The 17,879-nt window shown below is 69.5% G+C and carries 20 protein-coding genes; 8 read left to right on the plus strand and 12 right to left on the minus strand.

Going from position 1 to position 17,879, the window contains the following annotated elements; genetic code table 11:
• Positions 1 to 15: 15 nt before the first annotated feature.
• From H7J06_RS29085 to H7J06_RS29110, 6 genes are all read right to left on the minus strand, one after another.
• Positions 16 to 891: a polysaccharide deacetylase family protein gene (locus H7J06_RS29085; protein WP_264042987.1), complete on the minus strand. Its 876-nt coding sequence runs from the start codon at positions 889 to 891 to the stop codon at positions 16 to 18.
• The gene (locus H7J06_RS29090; RefSeq protein ID WP_264042989.1) at positions 888 to 2,396 is read right to left on the minus strand and encodes an amidohydrolase family protein; all 1,509 of its coding nucleotides are present in this window, start codon (positions 2,394 to 2,396) and stop codon (positions 888 to 890) included. The genes H7J06_RS29085 and H7J06_RS29090 overlap by 4 nt, the downstream gene beginning before the upstream one ends.
• The gene (locus tag H7J06_RS29095) at positions 2,393 to 3,088 is read right to left on the minus strand and encodes an aspartate/glutamate racemase family protein (RefSeq protein ID WP_264042991.1); all 696 of its coding nucleotides are present in this window, start codon (positions 3,086 to 3,088) and stop codon (positions 2,393 to 2,395) included. The genes H7J06_RS29090 and H7J06_RS29095 overlap by 4 nt, the downstream gene beginning before the upstream one ends.
• Positions 3,085 to 3,975: a carbohydrate kinase family protein gene (locus tag H7J06_RS29100; RefSeq protein ID WP_264042993.1), complete on the minus strand. Its 891-nt coding sequence runs from the start codon at positions 3,973 to 3,975 to the stop codon at positions 3,085 to 3,087. The genes H7J06_RS29095 and H7J06_RS29100 overlap by 4 nt, the downstream gene beginning before the upstream one ends.
• Positions 3,972 to 5,144 carry an SIS domain-containing protein gene (locus tag H7J06_RS29105; RefSeq protein ID WP_264043130.1) on the minus strand — a complete coding sequence of 391 codons (1,173 nt, stop codon included), beginning with the start codon at positions 5,142 to 5,144 and terminating at the stop codon, positions 3,972 to 3,974. Before H7J06_RS29105 ends, H7J06_RS29100 begins: the two co-directional genes overlap by 4 nt.
• A 115-nt stretch (positions 5,145 to 5,259) precedes the next feature.
• Entirely contained in the window at positions 5,260 to 5,880 is a 621-nt protein-coding gene (locus tag H7J06_RS29110; protein WP_264042995.1) for an FMN-binding negative transcriptional regulator, read from the minus strand.
• A gap of 67 nt (positions 5,881 to 5,947) precedes the next feature.
• On the opposite strand from H7J06_RS29110, the gene H7J06_RS29115 reads away from it, so the two are divergent.
• The 5 genes from H7J06_RS29115 (at position 5,948) to H7J06_RS29135 (ending at position 10,313) form a co-directional block, all read left to right on the plus strand.
• Entirely contained in the window at positions 5,948 to 6,847 is a 900-nt protein-coding gene (locus H7J06_RS29115) for a fructose bisphosphate aldolase (RefSeq protein WP_264042997.1), read from the plus strand.
• A complete protein-coding gene (locus H7J06_RS29120; protein ID WP_264042999.1) occupies positions 6,848 to 7,216 on the plus strand; it encodes a DUF1801 domain-containing protein in 369 nt (122 codons plus the stop codon). It begins immediately after the preceding gene.
• 48 nt (positions 7,217 to 7,264) lie between these two features.
• Entirely contained in the window at positions 7,265 to 8,698 is a 1,434-nt protein-coding gene (locus H7J06_RS29125; protein ID WP_264043001.1) for an SDR family NAD(P)-dependent oxidoreductase, read from the plus strand.
• A 9-nt stretch (positions 8,699 to 8,707) separates the two neighbouring features.
• The gene (locus H7J06_RS29130; protein WP_264043003.1) at positions 8,708 to 9,397 is read left to right on the plus strand and encodes a TVP38/TMEM64 family protein; all 690 of its coding nucleotides are present in this window, start codon (positions 8,708 to 8,710) and stop codon (positions 9,395 to 9,397) included.
• 154 nt (positions 9,398 to 9,551) lie between these two features.
• The gene (locus H7J06_RS29135) at positions 9,552 to 10,313 is read left to right on the plus strand and encodes a TSUP family transporter (RefSeq protein WP_264043005.1); all 762 of its coding nucleotides are present in this window, start codon (positions 9,552 to 9,554) and stop codon (positions 10,311 to 10,313) included.
• A 10-nt stretch (positions 10,314 to 10,323) separates the two neighbouring features.
• Here H7J06_RS29135 and H7J06_RS29140 read toward each other — a convergent pair whose 3' ends face one another.
• Positions 10,324 to 11,457, minus strand: coding sequence for a cellulase family glycosylhydrolase (locus H7J06_RS29140; protein WP_264043007.1), 1,134 nt, complete (start codon positions 11,455 to 11,457; stop codon positions 10,324 to 10,326).
• Positions 11,458 to 11,701: 244 nt separating this feature from the next.
• On the opposite strand from H7J06_RS29140, the gene H7J06_RS29145 reads away from it, so the two are divergent.
• Positions 11,702 to 12,016: a hypothetical protein gene (locus tag H7J06_RS29145; protein ID WP_264043009.1), complete on the plus strand. Its 315-nt coding sequence runs from the start codon at positions 11,702 to 11,704 to the stop codon at positions 12,014 to 12,016.
• 6 nt (positions 12,017 to 12,022) lie between these two features.
• Here the strand turns inward: H7J06_RS29145 and H7J06_RS29150 are convergent, their stop codons facing one another.
• Positions 12,023 to 12,619 (minus strand): TetR/AcrR family transcriptional regulator, encoded by a 597-nt coding sequence (locus H7J06_RS29150; protein WP_264043011.1) that lies wholly within the window; start codon positions 12,617 to 12,619, stop codon positions 12,023 to 12,025.
• 124 nt (positions 12,620 to 12,743) lie between these two features.
• On the opposite strand from H7J06_RS29150, the gene H7J06_RS29155 reads away from it, so the two are divergent.
• Both H7J06_RS29155 and H7J06_RS29160 read left to right on the plus strand, forming a co-directional pair.
• Positions 12,744 to 13,439, plus strand: a complete 696-nt coding sequence (locus tag H7J06_RS29155; protein WP_264043013.1) for an SDR family oxidoreductase — start codon at positions 12,744 to 12,746, stop codon at positions 13,437 to 13,439.
• Between the two features lie 29 nt (positions 13,440 to 13,468).
• Positions 13,469 to 13,768, plus strand: coding sequence for a thiamine-binding protein (locus H7J06_RS29160; protein WP_264043015.1), 300 nt, complete (start codon positions 13,469 to 13,471; stop codon positions 13,766 to 13,768).
• A 12-nt stretch (positions 13,769 to 13,780) separates the two neighbouring features.
• Here the strand turns inward: H7J06_RS29160 and H7J06_RS29165 are convergent, their stop codons facing one another.
• The 4 genes from H7J06_RS29165 to H7J06_RS29180 all read right to left on the minus strand — a co-directional run bounded on the left by H7J06_RS29165 (position 13,781) and on the right by H7J06_RS29180 (position 17,871).
• Positions 13,781 to 14,680: a DMT family transporter gene (locus H7J06_RS29165; protein ID WP_264043017.1), complete on the minus strand. Its 900-nt coding sequence runs from the start codon at positions 14,678 to 14,680 to the stop codon at positions 13,781 to 13,783.
• Positions 14,677 to 15,642, minus strand: a complete 966-nt coding sequence (locus H7J06_RS29170; protein WP_264043019.1) for a tripartite tricarboxylate transporter substrate binding protein — start codon at positions 15,640 to 15,642, stop codon at positions 14,677 to 14,679. The genes H7J06_RS29165 and H7J06_RS29170 overlap by 4 nt, the downstream gene beginning before the upstream one ends.
• Complete coding sequence (locus tag H7J06_RS29175; RefSeq protein ID WP_264043021.1) at positions 15,639 to 16,529, minus strand: SDR family oxidoreductase; 891 nt, start codon at positions 16,527 to 16,529, stop codon at positions 15,639 to 15,641. Before H7J06_RS29175 ends, H7J06_RS29170 begins: the two co-directional genes overlap by 4 nt.
• A gap of 160 nt (positions 16,530 to 16,689) precedes the next feature.
• Positions 16,690 to 17,871: a YihY/virulence factor BrkB family protein gene (locus H7J06_RS29180; RefSeq protein WP_264043023.1), complete on the minus strand. Its 1,182-nt coding sequence runs from the start codon at positions 17,869 to 17,871 to the stop codon at positions 16,690 to 16,692.
• Positions 17,872 to 17,879: the final 8 nt, after the last annotated feature.

Here is a 17,879-nt window from a genome sequence, read left to right on the forward strand (position 1 = left end):
GCACCCACCACCGCCTCACTCACCGAACAGCTCCGGACACTCGACGACGGCGCGGTGGATCTGGCGCGGTGTGGTCAGCCAGACACCCTCGGCCGCGGCGATGCGCTCCAAGGCGCGACCGACCGCGCGCAGCCGGAACGGCACCCCGCTGATGAACGAATGCAGCACCACGCTCATCACCAGCGGGGTGTGCGCCGCAGCGGCATGCAACTCGGCGAATTCGTCGTCGACCATGTCGGCGAAGTCCCGGGCCGACACGCTGCGGCCGACCATCGTCGAGGAGTCGTTGAGCTCCGCGGCGTACGGGATGCTGAGCAACGGACCCGATTCGGTGCGCAACCACACGGGCTGGTCGTCGAGGCGCAGGTCGAGGAGATAGTCGTATCCGCTGTCGACCAACAGGTTCAGGGTCGCCGGGGTGTGACTCAGCCATGGACTCGACCAGCCGCCGGGCGCCTGCCCCTCCTCGGCGCGGATGCGGTCGGCGACGTCGGTGAGGTACGTCCGTTCCGCCTCAGGCGCCATGCCGGACAGCGAGTCGGAGTTGGACCGGCCGTGGCCGACGATCTCGGCAAAGACCTTGCGGGCCGCCTCGACCACGTCGGGCGCCTCGTCGTAGACGTCGGTGTTCAGCAGTACCGTCGGTGGGATGCCTAGGCGGCCAAGCAGATCGAACAGTCGGAACGCGCCGACCCGGTTGCCGTAGTCCCGCCAGGCGGTGTTCACCAGATCCGGGGCGGGCACGTCGGCCAGCACGTCCTCGGTGTGGCCGTCGCCGAACCGGTAGGACTCCACGCCGACGCAGACGACGACGGCCAGCCTCGCGCCGTTGGGCCACGTACCGCGCGGGCGGGCGGTCAGCGGGGTGTAGGGATATCCGGCCGGGTTCATGGCACCAACCAGCGGCTGAAGCCGACGTCGGTGACCGCCGCGCGGCGCACGATGTGCTGGTAGGCGGGCAGCAGTTCGGCGGCCTCGCCCCGGGCCCCTTGAACGGCAGGCAGTTTCGCGGCGAAGAGCTCGCGCGCCTCGTCGAGCAGCGCGGTCTCGTCCACGCTGGTGACGTGGCCGTCTTCGGCGACGACGCGCCCCGCCACCATGGTCAGCACGACGCCTCGGCCGTCCTCGCAGTGCACCAGTTGCTCCCGTAGGTCGTTGAGTGGGGTGAACGCGATCGAGTGCAGGTCGACCAGCGCGAGGTCGGCGAGCCGGCCAGGGGCCACCACTCCCAGGTCGTCGGGTCGACGCGTCGCCCGGGCGCCGCCGCTCCAGAGGGCGGCGAGCACTTCGGCGGCGGTGGGCCAGTCGTCGCTGTCCAGCCCCGCGACGTTGTGGATCAGGCCGGCGGTCTTCGCGACGGTCCACACGTTGACCGAGTCGTCGCAGATGGCCTCGTCGGTGCCGAGTGCGACGGGGATCCCGCGCGCGATCATCGCCCGCCACGGCAGCACGCCGCTGCCGAGCCTCAGGTTGCTGACCGGGTTGTGCACCACGGTCGAACCGGCGTCGGCGATGGTGTCGAGGTCGTCGTCGTCGACCCAGACGGCGTGAATCACGTTGGTGTGCGGCCTGAGCAGACCGGCGGCCGCGGTGTACCCGACCAGGGACCGGCCGGCGAATCGCGCCTGTTCGGTCATCAGGGTGCGCTGCACCTTGGTCTCCAGCATGTGGGCGTACAGCGGCAGACCGTGGCGCTCGGCGAGGTCGTCGAGGGCGGCGAAGTAGTCGAGGCTGACCCGCTGTGGCGCCGAGATCGACACCGCGGCGCGGATCCGGTCGTCGGCCGCCCCGTGCCACGTGCCGATCAGATGGTCGTAGGCCTCGAGCAGTTGGGCGGCCGGAGCGGGCGCCGGCGCACCGAAGACACGCCGGGTGGCGGGGTCCAGGTCGTCGACGAAGGGCAGCTTCTCGGCCTCGGTCAGCTCGGGCTGGTCCAGGGCGAGGAAGGCGCGAATCCCGCTGTCGCGGTAAGCCGATGCCACCGCGTCGACGACGTCCGGATCGGGAAACGGCATCAGGAACGCGTCGTCCTGCACGCAGGTGATGCCCCGCTGCAGCATCTCGACCGCGCCGAGCATCGTCCGCAGGTAGGCCTCCCGCGGCGTCGGCGCGAGGGCGGGGTCCGACGGCGACTCGAACAGCATGAACAGCTCGAGCGGCAAACTGCGGACGGAGCCCTTGAGGTGGTTGGCCGGCGAGTGGAAGTGCGCGTTGATCAGACCGGGCAGCAACAGGTGTCGGCCGCCGCCCTCGACGATCCTGGCTCCGTGCGGCGCCGAGAGCTCCTCGCCGATCGCGCCGATCCGGTCACCGTCGACGAGCACGTCGACGGGCCCGGTCATCCCCGCCGGGACGTCGGCGTCGTAGACGAGCACGCGACGAAAGAGCACGCTCATGGCAGCTCCACGGTGGCGAAGGTGTTGGCGCGCGACGTGTTCAGACCCATCGCGACCAAACCGGTTGCGATGCCGACGGCGGCCGCAACCCCGTCGACGACCGGGACGCCGAGGGCCTGCGACAGCGGACCGACCAGGTCGGCGAGACCGGCGCAGCCGAGCACGACGGCCTCGGCACCGTCCTGGTCCATGGCGGTGCGGGCGGCGTCGGTGAACACCTCCAGCAGATGGGTCGACCCGCCGACCAGGTCGGCGACCGGGACGTCGACTGCGACGACGCTGCAGCGGTGTTCGAGGCCCAGGGCCCGGACCACGCGGTCGCTGTGGGCGACGGTGCGGGCGGGCAGGGTGACGACGACGAACCGGTGGGCCACCAGGCAGGCGGTCTGCAGTGCAGCCTCGGTCATGCCGACCACCGGACACGTCGCGACTTCGCGGGCGGCCTGCACGCCGGTGTCGCCGAAACAGGCGACGACGTACGCGTCGGTGTCGGCCTGGTGCTCGCGGATCTGTGCGAGCACCCCGACGGCGGCGATCGCCTCCTCGGCGTGGCTCTCCACGCTGGGCACTCCGTCGGCCGGGTGGACGCCGCGAACCGTCACACCGGGCCCCGAGACCTCCCGTGCCGCAACGGCAATGGCGTCCGTCAGCTCGGCGGAGGTGTTGGGGTTGATCACGGTGATCCGGGTCATCGCGTGACTCCGCTGCGTGCGTCGACGGCGGCGAGCAGCGCGCCGACGCCGGGGCCGCCGACCGCGATGCGGGCCGTCGCAGCGCCGACCCGGGCCGCGGCGTGGGCGTCACCGCTGCGGAGGTACTCGACGGCGAAGGCTCCGCAGAAGGCGTCGCCGGCACCGGTGCTGTCCACCGGGGCGACCACGTCGGCGGGGACGGCGACGGGTTCGGGGCGTTCCCTGGTGGCGACCAGGCAGCCCGCCTCGGCGCGCTTGATCACCACCACCCGCGGCCCGAGGTCCAGGAAGGTGGCGGCGGCCACCTGCAGGTCCGCCGTCCCGGCCAGCGCGGTGGCCTCGATCTCGCTGGGCAGGAACACGTCGCACGCTCGGACGGCGTCGGTCAAGGCGGCCTCGTGGCCGGCGACGTAGTCCTCCTGCGGGTCGAAGAAGATGGTGGCGGCGGTCCGGGTGCGCAGCCACGCGGCCAGCTCCAGTTGCGGGCGCAGGGCCATCGCGGACAGCAGTACCCCGGCCGCGGTCAGGGCGTGGGCCGGGACGTCCTCTGGAGACACCGAGAGGGCGTCGAAGTGGTCCTCGCCGCGGACCAGTTCCCACACCCTGCCGCCGGCGTCGTCGTAGCGAATCACGTTGCGGATCAACGGAAGATCGCGCCGTGGTAGTGACTCCGGATCGGTGCCCGCCGCGCGGATCGCGGCCAGCAGCGCGGGTGGCGCGTCGGTGCCCAAGGGGGCGAGGAGCACGGGACACCCGCCGGCCACCCTGGCGGCCAGCGCGGCGAAGAGAGCATCCCCGCCGACGGACTCGACCCGTTCACCGGTCGGGGACACGGCCTCGTCGACGGTCAGGTTGCCGACGCAGACCAGGGTGGGCGACTCGGTCATCGCGCCGCCGCGGCGTAGCAGCTCAGCCCCAGGTGGTAGCCGACCAACTGGGCGATCATCAGGTAGAGCAGGGGTGAGAGGGGCTCCGGCACCGGCGGCATGGTGATCACCGTGGCGTCGAACTCGTCGAAGGCGTGCTCGCCGTCGGTGGTGGCGACGTAGAGCCGACCGCCCCAGCGCAGCGCGTCCCTGGCGGTGTCGACCGCCCGCGGCACCGACGGCCCCGACGGTGCGAAGAGGAAGAGCGGTTCGCCCGCCTTCTGGGAGTTGTAGTGGTGGTATTCCTCGACCTGGATCTCCACCGCGTGCAGCGTCGTGCACTCCTTGACCTTGGCCGCGCCGACGATCGCCGTGGCCAGGTTCGGTCCCGCGCCCGAGAACAGCACGTTCCGCACGCCGGCCGCGACCTCGGCGTCGGCAATGTCGGCGACGACGGGGTCGACCCGAGCCAGCAGGCCGCCCATCAACTCGGGCAGGCCGTCGAGGGCAGCCCGCAGGTCACGTGCGCCGTCGGCGTCCCGGCGCTCACCGATCCGGACGGCGAGTTCGAGCAGCAGTGCCAGTGCGGCCGTGGACGATTGGGTTGGCCATCCGACGCGGGTGGCCTCGATCTTGAGCGAGGTGCTCGCTTCGGTCTGCAGCGTCGAACCGGCCGTGTTGGTGACGGCAACGGTATACGATCCGCGATGCTGAGCCATCAAGAGCGCCTCGACCGTGCGCGTCGTCTCGCCCGAACTGGACAGCGCGATCACCGCCGTGCGCTCGTCGACGAGGTCGGCCTGGTAATACGCGAACTCGAGGCTCTGGACCGGTTCACACGGCACGCCGACCATGGTCTCCAGCACCTGCCGAGCGGCCACCATCACGGCCAGCGAGTCACCGCAGCCCACCAGGACGACCCGGTTGACGCCGGTGACGAGATGTTCGGCAATGGAGTCGAGCGCGGAAGCGTTGAGTGACAACGTCTCTCGAATTGCCTGTGGCTGGCCGAAGAGCTCCGGGCCGGTCGCCTGAACCCGAGAGCGGAGCTTTTCGTCCAGCGGGTCGTTGCTGGGCAAAGCCAGGATGTGGGCGCGCTCGGCGTCGGACACCCGCTGCACGACCGCGCGCTGACGCGAGTCGAGCGCACTCGAGCGCGGATCGAGCAACGGACTCGCCGGGGTGTTCATGAGAGGCAACGGCCCCGTCCTTCAGTCACGGCGCGGGGCGGCCATCACCCCGCGATGAACAAACGGTATACCGTTTATGTTTCTTGGGTGTGACGATCGAGAACGTTCGTGTTACCTAGTTCCGGGCGGGCCGATGAGCTGCCACGGCGTCGGCGCCACGCTCGTCGCCGACGGATCGCAGGCCCGCGACCACGCCGTCGACGTCTGCCTCGGGTCGGTTCTGGCTGAGCTTGAACTTGGCCTCGACGCGGGTGATCGCCACCTCGACGCCGACGATCGCCCGCAGCTGACCCTCGACGAACTTCGGGGGCGCGTCGTCGACCGACCAGGGGCTCGGGCGTCGCCCCTCGTGATGGTCGGTGAGTCGACGAACCAGATCGTCGAGCCACTCGGTGTCGTCGTGGATGGTCACCGTGCCGTGGACGTGGGCCACGACGTAGTTCCAGGTCGGCACCACCCGGCCGTGTTCGGCCTTGGAGGCGTACCAGCCCGGCGAGACGTAGGAGTCGGGGCCGCGGACGATGACCAACGCCTCCCGGCCGTCGGCGTGCCGCCAATGGTCGTTGTTGCGCGCGAAATGACCTTGCAGGACGGCGCGTTCGCGGTCGTAGAGGAACGGCAGCATCGTGGCTTCGAGACCGTCCGGCCCCGAGGTGACCAGATCGGCCGCCTCGTTCCGCGACAGCAGTTCGTGAACCGAGGCGTCGTCGGCGGAGAAGCGGGCGGGCACGTACACGGTTCCATCCTCCCAGAGGAATATGCTCGCGACGTTGGCTCGCAACGACTCGACACGGAATGGTGAGATGGCCGATCAGACGCAGGCAGAACGGATGACCACGGGCCGGGGCTTCATCGCCGCGCTGGACCAGAGCGGCGGCTCGACGCCGAAGGCCCTGAAGCTCTACGGCGTCGAGGAGGACGAGTACTCCGGCGACGCCGAGATGTTCGACCTGATCCACCGCATGCGCGAGCGGATCATCACCTCACCCGCCTTCGGCAGTGACCGGATCCTCGCGGCCATCCTGTTCGAACAGACGATGGACCGCGACGTCGAGGGCACTCCGTCCGCGACGTATCTGTGGGACGACAAGGGAGTCGTGCCGTTCCTCAAGATCGACAAGGGGCTGGCGGACGCCGAGCACGGGGTTCAGCTGATGAAGCCGATGCCGGACCTCGACGACCTGCTCGACCGCGCCACGGCCAAGGGCATCTTCGGCACCAAGGAACGCTCGGTGATCGGCGCCGCGGACGCCGTGGGCATCGAGGCGATCGTGGCCCAGCAGTTCGACGTCGCCGAGCAGGTGCTCTCGCACGGGTTGGTGCCCATCCTCGAGCCCGAGGTGACGGTGACGATCGACGACAAGGCCGACGCCGAGGCCATCCTGCTGGATCGGATCGGGTCCCGCCTCGACGGCCTTCCCGAGGGCCGCCAGGTGATGGTGAAGATCTCGATCCCCACCGTGCCCAACCTCTACCGGCCGCTCATCGAGCACCCGAAGGTGATGCGAGTGGTGGCCCTGTCCGGCGGCTACTCCCGCGACGAGGCCGACGAGCTTCTCGCACGGAACACCGGCTTGATCGCAAGCTTCAGTCGTGCGTTGACCGAGGGGTTGTCGGCGCAGCAGTCCGACGACGAGTTCAACGCCACCCTCGACGCGTCCATCCAGGCCATCTACGACGCCTCGACGGCGGGTGCCGAGTAGATGGGCGAGCAGTCACCCGCGGAGAAGATCGACGCGCGGATCGCCGAGCTGGGCGACTGGCGCGGCGCCACCCTCGCCCACGTCCGGGAGCTGATCAAGACGGCCGATCCCGACGTCGTCGAGGAATGGAAGTGGCGAGGCGTCCCGACCTGGTACCACGACGGGATGCTGTGTACGGGTGAGACGTACAAGGACAAGGTAAAGGTGACCTTCGCCAAGGGTGCGTCGCTGGACGACCCGAGCGGGGTGTTCAACTCCAGCCTCGACGGCAACGTGCGGCGCGCGGTCGACATCGGCGAACACGACACCCTCGACGACGCGGCGTTCGTCGCGCTCGTGCGCGCCGCGGTGCAGTCGAACACTCGCTGAGGCGCTCGCCGAATCGGCCACGAGCCGGTTGACCAGTACTCTTCCCCCGTGACCGAGATCGACCCGGAGAAGCTCAGGGCGTGCCTGGAGGTGCTGTCCGAGATCAGGGCACTGCCCCCCGAACATCCCGACGCCGTGGCCGTTCGCCGCGCGACGGCAGGTGTCTTCAAGGCGGTCAAGCAGGCCCGCCGACATGCCCGGCGTGACGCCGTAGCCGAGGCCGACCGCGCGGTCATCGCCGCTACCGCGACGGGTGCCCCCGGACGCATCGACGACGAAACACAGGGTTTGCCGCTGGTGTCGACCGCGGCCGGTGCCACCGCAGGCACGCTGCTGCGGTCCCGGGCGTGCTACGCCTGCAAGAACCACTACACGCAGGTCGACGCGTTCTACCACCAGCTGTGTCCCCCGTGCGCCGCGTTCAACCGCGCCAAGCGCGAAGCGCGCACGGACCTGGACGGACGACGTGCGCTGCTGACCGGCGGTCGCGCCAAGATCGGCATGTACATCGCGCTGCGGCTGCTGCGAGACGGCGCCCACACGACCATCACCACGCGCTTTCCCAACGACGCGGTGCGCCGCTTCGCCGCCATGCCGGACAGTGCCGACTGGCTGCATCGCCTGCGGGTGGTCGGCATCGACCTCCGCGACCCCGCCCAGGTCGTCGCGTTGGCCGACGCCGTCGCCGAGCAGGGGCCGCTGGACATCCTGATCAACAACGCCGCGCAGACCGTGCGCCGCTCACCCGGCTCCTACTCGGCGCTGGTCGAGGCCGAACGCGTCAGCCCGCCCGAACTGGTCGACGTGATCACGTTCGACCACGTCAGCGACGCCCACCCGGCAGCCCTCGCCGGCAGCCTTGCCGACCACCAGACCCCGCACGCGCTGTCCCAGGTGGCCCTGACCGAGTTGGCGCTGACCGCCCGTAGCGCGTCCCCGGACCGGATCGCCGCGGGCACCGCGATCGACGCCGGCGGTCTGCTGCCCGACACCGCGTCGGTCAACAGCTGGACCCAACGCGTGCACGAGGTGGACGCCATGGAGCTGCTCGAGGTGCAGCTGTGCAACCAGACCGCGCCGTTCATCCTCGTCAGCCGGCTGCGTCCGGCGATGGCGGCGTCGCCTGCCCGCCGCAAGTACGTCGTCAACGTCTCGGCCATGGAGGGCCAGTTCAGCCGGGCGTACAAGGGCCCCGGGCACCCACACACCAACATGGCGAAGGCGGCGCTGAACATGCTGACCCGCACCAGCGCCGGCGAGATGCTGGAGCAGGACGGCATCCTGATGACTGCAGTCGACACGGGGTGGATCACCGACGAGCGTCCGCACCCGACCAAGATGCGGCTGGCCGACGAGGGCTTCCACGCACCGCTCGATCTGGTCGACGGTGCGGCGCGCGTCTACGACCCCATCGTGCGGGGCGAGGCCGGCGAGGACGTGCACGGCTGCTTCCTGAAGGACTATTCACCGAGCAACTGGTAACGCACGATCGTGTCCGACGGCGACCTTCCCGTGCCCGCCACCAGGCGCAGCCACGTCATCCGGCTCGGCCTCTTCGTCGCCTTTCTGCTGGGATTGTTCTATCTGGTGGCCGTCGCCCGGGTGGTCGACGTCGGCGACGTCCGGCGCGTAGTGACGGCGGCCGGCCCCGCCGCACCGCTGGCCTACGTCGCGGTCTCGGCCCTGCTCGGCGCGATCTTCGTGCCGGGGCCCATCCTGGCCGCCGGCAGCGGCGTGCTGTTCGGGCCCGTCCTCGGCACGTTCGTGACGCTGTTCTCCGCCGTCGGCACCGCCTGCGTCGCCAACCTCGTCGGCCGCCGGGCGGGACGCGACGGCGCGCGTTCACTGATGGGAGCCGAGCGCGCCGACCGCTTGGACGCCCAGGTGCAGCGGCGCGGGTTGTGGGCCGTCGTGGGCCAGCGCTTCGTGCCGGGCATCTCCGACGCGTTGGCCTCCTATGCCTTTGGTGCATTCGGAGTTCCGTTGTGGCAGATGGCCGTCGGGGCCTTCATCGGCTCGGCGCCGCGCGCGTTCGTCTACACCGCCCTCGGGGCGTCCATCGGCGATCTGTCGGCTCCGCTGGCGTACACGGCAATCGGGGTGTGGTGCGTGACGGCGGTCGTCGGCGCCTTCGCGGCCCACCGTGGCTATCGGGCGTGGCGGGGACGCAGGCAGCCCTAGCCGCCGGCGGAGGCGCCCGCTAGGGTCGAGGACGACAGCGCCTAGGGTTCCGGCGCGCCGGTGACGGCGCGCGTCTGGTCCGAGCGGCGCCACCGTGGCTCCCGACGGGCCACGGTCATCTGAACGGACAAAAGCCTGGAGGATCTCCGTCGACGTGCCCCACGTCGACGAGAAGGTCCTGCTCGTGTCCACATTCCTCGTCGTCTTCGTCGTTGCTCTGGGTGCCGGTGCGCTCGGCGGCGTCGTCGGCACCGGATCCTCCCTCATCTTGCTGCCGCTGCTGGTCGTGCTCTACGGACCCCGCATGGCGGTGCCGATGATGGGGATCGCCGCCGTGCTGGCAAACGTCGCCAGGGTCGCGGCCTGGTGGCGCCAGATCCGCTGGCGACCCGTCCTCGCTTATGCAGCCCCGGGTGCCCCGGCCGCCGTCCTCGGCGCGCACACGTTGTTCGCGATTTCACCGAGGATCGTCGACGGGGTGCTGGGGGCGTTCTTCCTGGCGATGATTCCCGTCCGCAGACTGATGGTGGCGCGGGCGTGGCGCGTACGGCTGTGGCACCTGGGCGTCGCGGGCGCCGTCGTCGGCTTCCTGACCGGGCTGGTCCTGTCCACCGGACCCCTCAGCGTGCCGGTGTTCACCGGCTTCGGGTTGAGCGGGGGCGCGTTCCTCGGCACGGAAGCCGCCAGTGCGCTGGTGCTCTACGCGGCCAAACTCACCACCTTCGACCAGCTCGGCGTCCTCACCACCGACCTCGTCGTCCATGGGCTGACGATCGGCGCCGCCCTGATGATCGGACCGTTCGTCACCCGCCGGTTGGTTCGGCGCCTTCGACCCGGCGCATATGCCGTCCTCGTCGACGCGGTGCTGGTCGCGGCCGGCGTGGGCATGTTGGCCGCCACCTTGTCGACGGCGTGAGCGGCTGACGTCAGGGTGCCTGCTGGGCGCCGGTCAGTTGTTGGATCGTCTTGACCTCGCCGTCGCGGTAGGCGCTGCCGTCCGGCCGCAACAGATCGCTGAACCACACCTTGGGTTCCGACGGGTCCGGCTTGTCCCAGGTGTCCCACGGCAGGTACGTCTGGGTCTTGCCGGCCACCAGCCCCCAGTTGTAGGCGGCGACGTTGCGACGCTTGGCAATTGGCAGAATGCCCTCGATGGTGCTGCCCTGCGGGCGCGCCAGGTATTCGGTGCACAGGATGGGCCGCCCCAGCGGGGCGAGTTCGTCGATGCGGGCCTCGAACTCCCGGGGCGCGGCGTAGGAGTGAAAGCTGACGACGTCGGAGTTGTCGAGTTGGATGCCGGCGATCTTGCTGCGGTTGCCCGCATCCCAGCTGCCCTGCCAGACACCGCTGGTCAGCGGTTGCGCGGGGTTGGCCGCACGCGCCCACTGGAACACCTGCGGCAGCAGGGCCGCCACCTTGTCGAGCTTGTCGCCGCGTTCCACCTTGCGGTACACCTTGGCCGGGTTGTCGGGTTCGTTCCACACGTCCCATGCCAACACGCGTGAATCGCCCCGGAATTGACCCACCACCCCGGTGACGTAGTCCTGCAGGGTGGCGGCGTATCGAGGGTCGTCCAGCCGGTCGGCACCCGGGCCCTGAACCCAACCCGAATTGTGCACTCCGACCACGGGCGCATGCTGCGGACCCAGCTTGGGATGCGGGTCCCAGCACGAGTCGAACAGGACGAACAGGGGTTTGATCCCCCGGCTCGCCGCGATGGCCACGAACTGCGCGAGTCGACGTTGGAATCCCCCGCGGTCCTGCGCCCAGAGCAGATCGTGCAGGAAGACCCGCATCGTGTTGAACCCGAGTTGGCGGGCGATGGCAAACTCGGAATCGATGCGTCGCGGGTCGTAGGTGCCCTGCTGGAACATCTCGATCTGGTTGATCGCGGTAGCCGGCACGTAGTTTGCCCCCACCAGCCAGCCTTGGCTCTGATACCAGGCATTGGCGCGATCGGCCGTCCAACGGGCCGGATCCGCCGAGGCGGAGGGGATGCGAGTGAGGGCGGCGCCTGCTGCCAGCACCAGCGGAAGCTTCAGGGCAGTTCTGCGGCGCACCAGGCCACCGTAGGTTCCGAGACGGCCCGGCCGACCTCGCGGAGCGAATTGCAATCGTTCGGGTTCGGAATCGTTACCTGGCGCAGGGGTTTACGTCCCTCGGGTGGCGGATGGCCGTGCCGGCGCGTCCGGCCGAACGGGACGTTCGTCCCAACCTCGTGACCCTCCCGATGGCGGGTCACGGGATGTCGTCGGTAGCATAGGCAATCCTTGCAGGGGGCGGACGGAAAGGTCTTTTCGCGTGATGACGATCCGCATCGCCGCACTGACGGCGACGACGGCCGCACTGGCCCTTCTGCTGGCCCCTACCGCGTCGGCTGAGTTCGACCGGGCTGGATACCTTCGCTGCATGGTGTCGGACTCCATGTCGGTCGGCGGCCTCTCCATCGACTCCAGCACCGCGGCCAAGATCGGCGCGGAGGCCTACGACGCGCTGGGTGGAACGTCCCCGAGCAAGGCCGCCCAAGAAGAAGAGGTCGCCGCGCTGACCAAGCAGCACGGGTTGTCAGAGTCGGTGGCCGCGCTCATCGTGCGGTGCGCAGGCAACCCGCACGGCTGACGGTCGTCACGCAGACCCTCGGCTGATCGCCTCGTCGAGAAGCGTCTGGGCCGCCTTCCTGGCGTGCGCCCAGGGCGCAACGTCGTTCAAGGACGTCGACATCGCGGCCGCACCCTCGAAGAGGATGGCGAGCTGGGTGCCCAGCAGCTTCGGGTTTGCCGCCCCAGCCGCGCGCGCCAGGGTGACGACGCCGTCGACGTAGCTCCGTTTGTGCTCCTCGACGATCTCGTGAACCTCCGACATCCCACCGGCTGCCTCGACGGCCGCGTTGTGGAACGGGCAACCGCGCAACGGTCCCCCGCTGGACGGCGGCGGCTCGAAGAGGGCCAGGATGCGAGACCTGGGACTGCGCTTGCCTGCCGTCGGATCGGGATGCTTCGGATAACCGAAGCCCTGCCGAATGTGGCGGAGGTACTCCTCGACCACCGCCTCCTTGCTGGGAAAGTGTTGATACAGCGTGCGTTTGGACACCGACGCCCCGTCGGCTAGGCGTTCCACACCGGTGGCGTTGATGCCGTCGACGTAGAACAGCTTGACCGCGGCGTCGAGGATTCGTTGGCGCGCGCCCCGACCACCGCGCTGCCGCTCGACGTGGATGCTCATCACAGAAGTATACCGCTAGGTTTACTTCCGCGACGGTGAAGTGTACGTTCGACCTCGAAGTACACCATTCGGTTTACTTCGACGACCAAACACCAGTACTCGACCCGTCCAGTGGGAGAATCACATGACCGCATTGCAGAACCAGACCGTGCTCGTCACCGGGGCCAACCGCGGAATGGGGCGCCACTACGTGACCCAGCTTCTCGACCGCGGGGTGACCAAGGTCTACGCCGCGGCTCGCGACGCCTCGCAGGTCGACGCCTCCGATCCCCGCGTCGTCGCCCTGACCCTCGACGTGACCGACGCACGGTCGGTGGCCGCGGCGGCGGAAGTGGCGTCCGACGTCAGCGTCCTGATCAACAACGCGGGCATTGCACGGATCACGTCCGTGCTCGAGCCCGGCGCTCCGACACTACGAGAAGAGTTGGAGACCAACCTGTTCGGACCGCTGGCCCTGGCGTCGGCGTTCGCCGACCGAATCGCCGAACGGGGTGGCGCCATCGTGAACGTCGCCTCGGTGTTGTCCTGGTTGCCCGTCGGCGCCAGCTACGGCGTGTCCAAGGCCGCGGTGTGGAGCGCCACCGATTCGATGCGCCTGGAGCTCGCACCGCGCGGCGTGCAGGTCGTCGGCGTCTACGTGGGCTACGTCGACACCGACATGGCGTCGTTCACCGACGCCCCCAAGACCGACCCCGCCGAGGTGGTGCGCCAGGTCCTCGACGGCGTGGAGGCCGGCGCCGACGAGGTGCTCGCCGACGAGCTGACCCGCAACGTCCGCGCGCAGCTGGGCCAGCCGATCGGCGAACGCGCACTGGGTTGAGCGAGGGCGGGTGTGCCAGGCTGGACGCCATGATCGTTGCCTTCAGCCTGACCCCGTCCATCAGCGACGACACCGGCGGCGTCCACGACGCGGTTGCCGAAGCCGTCCGGATCGTTCGCGCGTCCGGACTGCCCCACGAGACCAATGCGATGTTCACCAACGTCGAGGGCGAGTGGGACGAGGTGATGGCCGTCGTCAAGCAAGCCGTCGACGCCGTCGCGGCCGTCTCGCCGCGCGTGGGCCTGGTGTTGAAGGCCGACATTCGGCCCGGCTACACCGGCGAGCTCACCGCGAAGGTGCAACGGTTGGAGCAAGCGCTCGACGGCTGACCTCGACGGCCGTCACCCCCGGCTTGCTTGCGGCCCTTGGCGTCTCGCGCGGATGGCGATGAGCCCGCCGCCGATTACCAGGGCCATCCCGCCATAGGTGACCAACGTGGGCGGATGGTTCCAGAAGAGCCAGTCGGCGACCGCGGTGAAGACGATCACCGAGTAGATGAACGGGCCCAGCTTCTCGGCGGGTGCATGACGATAGGCCAGCACGATCAAGGTCTGCGAGAACAGCTGCGCCAACCCGAGCCCGATCAACCACGCCCAGGCGGCAGGGGCAACGGGTCGCCAGTCCAGCAACGCGACGGGCACCGACAGCACCGTCGAGAGCAGGAAGAAGTAGAACAGCACCCGCAGGATGGGCTCGGTCGCGCCGAGCCACCGCACCGACATCATCGCCACCGCGAGGAAGAGCGCGCCCGCGAAGGCCGCCAATTCGCCGACGTCGACGCGGTGGCCCTGCGGCTGCAACACCAACACCACCCCGGCGAAGCCGACGACCGCCCCGACCCACGTCGCGGTCGCCACCCGCTGGCGCGTCACGGCCCAGGCGATCAACGGCATCCACAGCGGAGCGCTGTACGTCAGCAGCGTGGCGTTGGCCAGCGGGATCCGCGCGATCGCGAAGAACAGCGCGTACCAGCAGGCAGTTCCGGCGACCGCGCGCAGGACGTGTAGACCGATCTTGCCGGTGCGCATCGACGACCAGCCACCGCGGATCACCACCGGAATGACGAACAGCAGGCAGATCGCGTTCTGGAAGAGCAACAGCACGCCCGTCGAGGCGTATTGCCCAGCCACCTTCGCCAACGTGCCGACCAGCGCCACGCAGAAGAACGCCGACGTGGTCAACAGCGCGCCGAGAACCAGGTTTTCGGGTCGCCGACCCGCTCTGATCCCGGCGTCCGTCACCGGCGAGCCGCCTGGAGCGCTGCCTCCACGTCGGCCTGCGTCTTGGCCAGGAAGGCCTGGAACTCCTCGCCCACCATGAAGGTGGTGGTGAACTGGCTCCGCTCCGCGGTGTCCTTCCACGTCGTGGTGTCCACCATCTTGGCGAGCGCCTGCTGCCAGTAGTCGACGGCGTACGCGGGCATGTCGGGCGGCCCGTAGATGCCGCGCCAATTGGACAGCGTGACGTCGAGACCCTGTTCCCTGGCGGTCGGCACGTCCAGTCCGGGCAGCCGGTTCTCGGCCAGGACGCCCAGGCCCCTGAGTTCCTTGGTCTTCACCTGCCCGATGAACTCGCTGACGCCGCCGATGGCGATGTCGATCGCGCCGCTGGCCAGCGCGGCACTCTGGTCGCCGCCGCCCTCGTGGGTGACGTAGTGGATCGACGACGGATCGCCGCCGGCCGCGGAGACCAGCAGGTCGAACGGGGCCTGGTCGTCGAGGGCAGCGCCGACCGCGACGCGGGACGGATCGGACGTGATGGCCGACATGACGTCACCGAGGTTCTGGAACGGGGCGTCGGGCCGGGCGACGACCATGAAGTACTCGGTCATCAGCCGGGCGATCATCGTGACGTCGCCGTACCCGTACTTGGACTTGCCGCTGAGCTGGTTGGTCATCATCGACAGCGACGTCACCGAGAGCTGGTCGTCGGCCCCGCGGTACTGGTCGACCATGGTGGCCAGGAAGTCGGCTCCGCTGTTACCCGGCCGGTTCTGCACGGGAAGCGGCACGTCGACGATGCCCTCCTTCTGGAGCGAATCCACCACGGCGCGGATGGTCAGGTCGAACCCGCTGCCCGCGGAGGCGCCCGCAGTCATCGTCACCGGTCCGGCGGGATAACCGTCGGCCGACGCGGAGCCCGGACAACCCACGAGGACGAGACAGGCGGCGAGCAGGGCGAGGAATGCGGATCTCGTCGTCAACGGTGTTCTCCTGGTGTGGGATTGGCAACCCGGGCCGTCTCGGCTCTGGCGTTCATGCGGTCGGTTTCGCGTTCCAAGACCGCGTTGAGCAGCCGGGGCGCGACGACGTCGAGGGCGCGCAGCGCGAGCGCCTTGCGGGGCGCGATGCGGATCGGCCGGGTCTTGGCGGCGGTCACCAACCACCCGGCCGCCTCGTCCGCCGAGAGCGCGACGACGCCGTCGTACGCGCGGGTGGGGGCGATCATCGGGGTGGCCACCAACGGGAAGTACACCGTCGTGGAGTGCACGCCGGCAGCACCCCACTCGGTGTCGACCACCCGGCTCACCGCGCTCAACGCGGCCTTGGATGCGTTGTAGACGGCGAACATCGGTGACGACTCCGGCAGCACCCGCCACGTCGCGACGTTGACGATGTGACCGTCGCCGCGGGCCAGCATCCCAGGAGCCAGCCCGCGAATGAGTCTCAGCGGCGCGTAGTAGTTGAGCGCCATGACGCGTTCGACGTCGTGCCACCGGTCCAGGGACTCGATCAGCGGCCTGCGGATGGACCGCGCCGCGTTGTTGACCAAGACGTCCACGGGGCCAACGGCGTTCACCACCCCGTCGACCTGGTCCAGATCCGCCAGATCGGCCGCCATCGCGATCGCGCTGCCGCCCGAGGCGACGATCTGGTCCACCACCTCGGCCAGCAGAGCCGCTCGTCTGGCCACGGCGACGACGGTCGCACCCTCGGCGGCGAACTTCCGCGCGGCCACCGCACCGATCCCGGACGAGGCCCCGGTCAGCAGAATCCGTTTGCCGCGCAGGTCCACCGACGCGCGAACCGGCCAGCGCGGAACGGGACGCATGCCGGCCAATCGCATGGCCCTCGTGAACTCGGGGATCACGTGGCGACGACTGCGAGAACGTGGTCTTCCGTCATCCCCATGTCCGATCCCCAGTGTGGCTACTGTGGGAACAGTAGATGACGCGCGGCGGCAATTCGTGATTGCGCGAATTTTGCCGGGGACGAGGATTCGCGGACCCGGCCAGCGCGGGTCCGTCGGCTCACACCTCGGCTCGACCGCGGGATCGCCGCAGTCGCTCACCTCGCTCGACGTCTTCGCGCTCCCTCGTCTCGTTCTTCTCGACCAGGCGGGTGTCCCGGGCCGGCAACTGCAAGTCGCGCTCGGCGGGCAGACCGGCCTGCAGCTGGCGTCCGCGTTCGAGTTCGGAATCCAGCTCTGCGCCAAACAGCAACGCCAGGTTGGTGATCCACAACCACAGCAGGAAGATGATGACTCCGGCGAGCGTGCCGTAGGTCTTGTCGTAACTGCCGAAGTTGGCGACGTAGAGGCCAAAGCCCAACGACGCCACGACCCACACCAGGATGGCCGCCGCAGCACCGACGCTCACCCATCGAAACCTTGGCTGTTCGATGTTGGGCGTGGCGTAATACAGAATGGCGACCGCCAGGACGACCAACACCAGCAGCGCCGGCCACCGGGCGACGTTCCAGACCGTCACCGCCACCGATCCGGCGCCGACGGTGTCGCCGACGGCTTGGGCGACCGGCCCGGTGACCGCCAGGAGGAACGCCGCGGCGGCGACCACGACGAGGCCCACCAGGGTCAGGATCAGTTGCAGCGGACGAAGTTTCCAGACCGGGCGGCCCTCCTCGATCTCATAGATCCGGTTCATCGCCCTGCCGAAGGCCCCGATGTAGCCCGACGCAGACCACAACGCGCCCACGATGCCGATGGCGAGGGCGACTCCCGCGGTCGGGGACTGCACCAGCTGCTCGATCGGCGCGCGCAGGACGTCGACCGCGGACGACGGCCCCACCTCGCCCACGATCTGCAGGATGGCGTCCGTCGTGCTCTTGCCCTGCCCGAAGACGCCGAGCAGGGAGACCACCACGACCAGGGCCGGGAAGATCGACAGCACGGCGTAATAGGTAAGCGCCGCAGCAAGATCGGTGCACTGGTCGGTGGAGAATTCCCGGACCGTCTTGCGCAGCGCGAACCAGATCGACGGCTTGGTGAGGTCGGTCGGCGAGTCTGGCTTGCGTGGATCGTCGGGATCGGGGGCCGGCGTCTCGGGGCGCGACACCTCTCGGTCGGGCCGCGACGTCGGGCCGGGGTCGGCGTGGTCGGACACCTGTCCGCGTCGTCCCGTCGCCGCCCTCGCCACCAGGACACCGCCGACCACCACCGTCGACGCGTACAGCGCCTTGGACAACGCGCTCATCACAGGCC

Origin of the sequence: Mycolicibacterium hodleri, from assembly GCF_025822245.1 — a bacterium.
Lineage (GTDB): Bacteria > Actinomycetota > Actinomycetes > Mycobacteriales > Mycobacteriaceae > Mycobacterium > Mycobacterium hodleri.

Excerpts from the sequence above, each read along its gene's own strand:
- H7J06_RS29090 (WP_264042989.1), bottom strand. The coding sequence starts at position 2,396 with ATGAGCGTGCTCTTTCGTCGCGTGCTCGTCTACGACGCCGACGTCCCG.
- H7J06_RS29145 (WP_264043009.1), top strand. The coding sequence starts at position 11,702 with ATGACGATCCGCATCGCCGCACTGACGGCGACGACGGCCGCACTGGCC.
- H7J06_RS29180 (WP_264043023.1), bottom strand. The coding sequence starts at position 17,871 with ATGAGCGCGTTGTCCAAGGCGCTGTACGCGTCGACGGTGGTGGTCGGC.
- H7J06_RS29155 (WP_264043013.1), top strand. The coding sequence starts at position 12,744 with ATGACCGCATTGCAGAACCAGACCGTGCTCGTCACCGGGGCCAACCGC.
- H7J06_RS29160 (WP_264043015.1), top strand. The coding sequence starts at position 13,469 with ATGATCGTTGCCTTCAGCCTGACCCCGTCCATCAGCGACGACACCGGC.
- H7J06_RS29115 (WP_264042997.1), top strand. The coding sequence starts at position 5,948 with ATGGCCGATCAGACGCAGGCAGAACGGATGACCACGGGCCGGGGCTTC.
- H7J06_RS29085 (WP_264042987.1), bottom strand. The coding sequence starts at position 891 with ATGAACCCGGCCGGATATCCCTACACCCCGCTGACCGCCCGCCCGCGC.
- H7J06_RS29095 (WP_264042991.1), bottom strand. The coding sequence starts at position 3,088 with ATGACCCGGATCACCGTGATCAACCCCAACACCTCCGCCGAGCTGACG.
- H7J06_RS29105 (WP_264043130.1), bottom strand. The coding sequence starts at position 5,144 with ATGAACACCCCGGCGAGTCCGTTGCTCGATCCGCGCTCGAGTGCGCTC.
- H7J06_RS29150 (WP_264043011.1), bottom strand. The coding sequence starts at position 12,619 with ATGAGCATCCACGTCGAGCGGCAGCGCGGTGGTCGGGGCGCGCGCCAA.
- H7J06_RS29120 (WP_264042999.1), top strand. The coding sequence starts at position 6,848 with ATGGGCGAGCAGTCACCCGCGGAGAAGATCGACGCGCGGATCGCCGAG.
- H7J06_RS29100 (WP_264042993.1), bottom strand. The coding sequence starts at position 3,975 with ATGACCGAGTCGCCCACCCTGGTCTGCGTCGGCAACCTGACCGTCGAC.